Annotated in this window: 1 protein-coding gene; it reads left to right on the plus strand. The window is 62.3% G+C overall.

Annotated elements, in window-relative coordinates; all coding sequences use genetic code 11:
- The coding region (locus OQK_RS31155) for an immunoglobulin-like domain-containing protein (RefSeq protein WP_038861167.1) at positions 1 to 5,298 on the plus strand (5,298 nt) is incomplete at both ends.

Genomic DNA, 5,298 nt, shown 5'->3' on the forward strand with positions numbered 1-5,298 from the left:
TATACGGCGACTTTGACCAACCCGGCGCAAACTCCGGTAACCGTCACGCTGTCGAACGGCTCGACCATTACCATTGGCGCTGGCCAGACTACCGGCACCGTCAACGTGCCGACCCCAGCCAATGACGTTTACAACAATGGCAGCACCGTTACGACCACGATCACCGGCGCTACCGGTGGCAATTTCGAAAATCTGGTGCCGAATCCGACGCCAGCCGTTACCACCATTACCGACTCGGTCGACAACACCGGCCTGACCCTGACCGCGACCAACAATATTGTTGAAGGCGGTCAGATCACCTACACCGCGACCCTTACCAACCCGGCGCAAACCCCGGTAACCGTCACTCTGTCGAACGGTTCGACCATCACCATCGCGGCTGGCGAAACCGTCGGCACCGTCAACGTGCCGACTGCGGCCAACGACGTCTACAACAATGGCGGCACCGTCAGCACCACGATCACTGGCGCTACCGGTGGCAATTTCGAAAATCTGGTGCCAAGCAACACGCCTGCGGTCACCACCATCACCGATTCGGTCGATGACACTGGCCTGACCCTGACTGCGACCAACAACATTGTTGAAGGCGGCCAGATCACCTACACCGCGACCTTGACCAACCCGGCACAAACCCCGGTAACCGTCACGCTGTCCAACGGCTCGACCATCACCATCGCGGCTGGCGAAACCGTCGGCACCGTCAACGTGCCGACTGCGGCCAATGACGTTTACAAAAATGGCAGCACCGTCAGCACCACGATCACTGGCGCTACCGGTGGCAATTTCGAAAATCTGGTGCCAAGCAACACGCCTGCGGTCACCACCATCACCGATTCGGTCGATGACACTGGCCTGACCCTGACCGCGACCAACAACATTGTTGAAGGCGGTCAGATCACTTACACCGCAACGCTGACTAATCCAGCGCAGACGCCAGTTACCGTCACCCTGTCGAACGGTTCGACCATCACCATTGCTGCGGGCGAGACCGTTGGCACCGTGAACGTGCCCACTGCGGCCAATGACGTTTACAACAATGGCAGCACCGTCAGCACGACGATCACCGGGACTACTGGCGGCAACTTCGAAAACCTGGTGCCGAACACCACGCCAGCAGTCACTACGATCACCGACTCGGTCGACAACACCGGCCTGACGCTGACCGCGACCAACAACATTGTTGAAGGCGGTCAGATCACCTATACCGCGACACTGACCAATCCAGCGCAGACGCCGGTGACCGTCACCCTGTCGAACGGCTCGACCATCACCATTGCCGCTGGCGAGACCGTTGGCACCGTCAACGTGCCGACTGCGGCCAATGATGTGTACAGCAACGGCAGCACCGTCAGCACGACCATCACTGGCGCTACCGGCGGCAACTTTGAAAACCTGGTGCCAAACACCACACCTGCCGTGACCACCATCACCGACTCGGTTGATGACACTGGCCTGAGCCTCAGCGCCACCGGCTCTGTGGCCGAGGGTGGCCAGATCACCTACACCGCCACGCTGACGAATCCGGCCGGCACACCGGTAACCGTGACCCTGAGCAACGGCTCGGTGATCACCATTGATGCCGGCAAAACCACCGGCACCGTTACCGTTCCAGCGCCTGCCGATGACGTCTACAAGGACGCCGGCCAAGTCGAAGTCAGCATCAAGGACGCCACCGGCGGCAATTTCGAAAATCTGGTGCCGAACGCTACGCCGGCAGTGACCGAAATCACTGACACCGTCGATACCTCGACGGTGAAGCTGAGCGCAGACACCTCGGTTGCCGAAGGCGGCACCGTGACTTATACCGCCACCGTCGGCGCGCCAGTCACCGGCTCGCCTGTCGTCGTGACGTTGGCCAACGGCCAGAACATCACCATCGCCGTCGGCCAGACCACTGGCTCCATCACCTACACTGCACCGAACGATGCCTTGACCGGCAACGCCCCGCTGACCAACTCGATCACTGGCGTAACCGGCGGTAACTTCGAAAATCTGGTGGCGGACAACACTCCAGTTTCGACCACCGTCACCGACGTGGCCGACACCACCAATCTGTCGCTGAGCGCGACCGCTTCCGTGGCTGAAGGCGGCCAGATCACTTACACCGCGACCTTGACCAACGCTGCTGGCTCGCCAGTGACCGTGACCTTGTCGAACGGCGCCGTCATCACCATCAATGCAGGCGAAACCAGCGGTAATGTGACTTTCCCGGCTCCGTCCGACGATGTCTACAAAGACTCAGGCTCCGTGCAGGCCACCATCACCAGCGCCACCGGCGGCAACTTCGAGAACCTCGTCTCGAGCACCACGCCAGCGGTCACTCAAGTCACCGACACCATCGACACCTCGACGGTCAAATTGACCGCCGACACTTCGGTAGCCGAAGGCGGAACCGTCACCTACACCGCCACTGTCGGCGCGCCCGTCACCGGCACGCCTGTTGTCGTGACCCTGGCCAACGGCCAGAGCATCACCATCGCCGTCGGCCAGACCACCGGCAGCGTCACCGCCCCGGTATCGAATGACGTGCAGATCGGTCACGCACCACTGACCAACTCGATCACCAACGTCAGCGGCGGCAACTTCGAAAATCTGGTCGCCGACAAGACCCCGGTCAGCACCACCGTGACCGACACCGTCGACACCACCAGCATCGCGCTGACTGCCACCGGCAACGTCAATGAAGGCGGGCAGATCACCTACACCGCGACGCTGAGCAACCCGGCCGGTACGCCGGTCACCGTCAACCTGAGCAACGGTTCGGTCATCACCATTGAAGCGGGCAAGACCACCGGCACCGTGACCGTTCCGGCACCTGCCGATGACGTCTACAAAGACGCCGGCAAAGTCGAAGTCACCATCAAGGACGCCACCGGCGGCAACTTCGAAAATCTGGTGCCGAGCACTACGCCTGCGGTGACCAACGTTGCCGACACGGTCAACACCACGCACCTGACCCTCAGCGCAGAAAGCTATGTGCTCGAAGGCTCTTCGATCACTTACACCGCAACGCTGACCAACGCCGCGCAAACGCCGGTAACCGTCAACCTGAGCAACGGCCAGACCATCACCATCGAAGCCGGCAAGACCAGCGGTTCGGTGACGATCGCCGCACCGAGCGATGACGTCTACAAGGACGTCAGCAAGCTCACCGTAACCATGACCGACGCCAGCGGCGGCAACTTCGAGAAACTCGACGTCAGCAAGACTCCGGTCAGCACCACGGTCAACGACACCGTCGACACAACCGCACTGACCCTGACCGCCAGCGATACCGTCAGCGAAGGTGGCCAGATCACCTACACCGCGACCCTGAGCAACCCGGCCGGTACTGCAATGACCGTGACCCTGGCCAACGGCGCGGTGATCAACATCGCTGCCGGTGCTACCAGCGGTTCGGTGAATTTCCCGGCGCCCGCCAATACGCCGTACATCGATGGCAGCAACGTGCGGACGGCGATCGCCAGCCACAGCGGCGGCGATTTCGAGCGCGTCGAGGCCGATCGTTCGGCTGTGGTGACTAAAGTCACCGACGCCGTCGACACCACCAACATCAGCCTGAGCGCCACTGGCAGCGTTGCCGAGGGCGGCTCGATCGTCTACACCGCGACCCTGAGCAATCCGGCCGGCACCGCCATGAGCGTGACCCTGAGCAACGGCGCGGTGATCAACATTGCCAAGGGTGCGAGCACTGGCACTGCGACCGTAGCCGCGCCTGGCGATGATGTGTACAAGGACGCCGGCAAGGTCGATGCGAGCATCACCAAGACCAGCGGCGGCAACTTTGAAAACCTGGTGATCGACAAGACTCCTGCGGTAACTGATGTCACCGACACCATCGACAACAGCACGGTTTCGCTGACCGCCAGCGCCAGCGCGATAGAAGGCGGCGTGGTTGTCTACACCGCGTCCGTGACCGCCCCGGTCACCGGTTCGCCAGTGCTGGTGACCCTGTCCAACGGCCAGACCATCACCATTCCGGTCGGCGCCAGCAGCGCCAGCGTCAACTTCACCGCGCCGAACGATGCACAGGCCGGCGGCAACACCCTGAGCGTGAAAATCGACGGCGCCAGTGGTGGCAATTACGAAAATCTCGTCGCCGACCAAACCCCGGCGGTGACCTCGGTAACCGACGTCGCCGACACCACCAACCTGTCGCTGTCCGCGACCGGCTCCGTGGCCGAGGGCGGTTCGATTGTCTACACCGCGACCCTGAGCAACCCGGCCGGTACCCCGGTGACCGTGAATCTGAGCAACGGCGCGGTGATCACCATCGAGGCTGGCAAATCCACCGGCACCGTCACCGTTCCGGCACCTGCCGACGACGTCTATAAAGACGCCGGAAAAGTTGAAGTCACGATCAAGGACGCCACTGGCGGCAACTTCGAAAACCTGGTGCCAAGCACCACGCCAGCGGTTACCGATGTCACCGACACCGTCGACACCTCGACGGTCAAACTGACCGCCACCGAAACCGCGGCCGAAGGTGGCACCGTCACCTACACCGCCACCGTCGGCGCGCCGGTCACCGGTTCGCCTGTGGTCGTCACCTTGGCCAATGGTCAGAACATCACTATCGAAGTCGGCAAGACCAGCGGCAGCGTGAGCACCACCGCGCCGAACGACGTACTCGCCGGCCACGCGCCGCTGACCAACTCGATCACCAACGTCAGCGGCGGTAACTTCGAAAACCTCGTTGCCGACCAGACCCCGGTCAGCAGCACCGTGACCGACACCGTCGACACCACCAACCTGTCGCTCAGCGCGACCGGCGCGGTGAACGAAGGCGGCCAGATCACCTACACCGCGACTTTGAGCAACGCCGCTGGCACACCGGTCACCGTGACCCTGTCGAACGGTGCGACTATCCTCATCGAGGCCGGCAAAACCACCGGCACCGTGACCGTCGATGCACCGAAAGACGACGTCTATAAAGACGCCGGCAGCGTTGAAGCGACCATCCAGAGCGCAACCGGCGGCAACTTCGAAAACCTCGTCACCAGCACAGCGCCGGCGGTGACCACAGTCAACGACACCATCGACACCACCACCGTGTCGCTGAGCGCCACTGCGAACGTCGCCGAAGGCGAAACCGTGGTTTACACCGCCACCGTGGGCGCGCCAGTGACCGGTTCGCCGGTGATCGTCAGCCTGTCCAACGGTCAGACCATCACCATCGCCGTTGGCGAAACCACCGGCAGCGTCAACTACGTCGCGCCGAACAGCCCGCTGGCGGGCGGCAGCTCGTTGAGCGTGACCATTGATGGCGCCACGGGTGGCAATTACGAAAAACTGGTG

It is taken from the genome of Pseudomonas sp. R62, from assembly GCF_000257605.1.
Taxonomy (GTDB): domain Bacteria; phylum Pseudomonadota; class Gammaproteobacteria; order Pseudomonadales; family Pseudomonadaceae; genus Aquipseudomonas; species Aquipseudomonas atacamensis.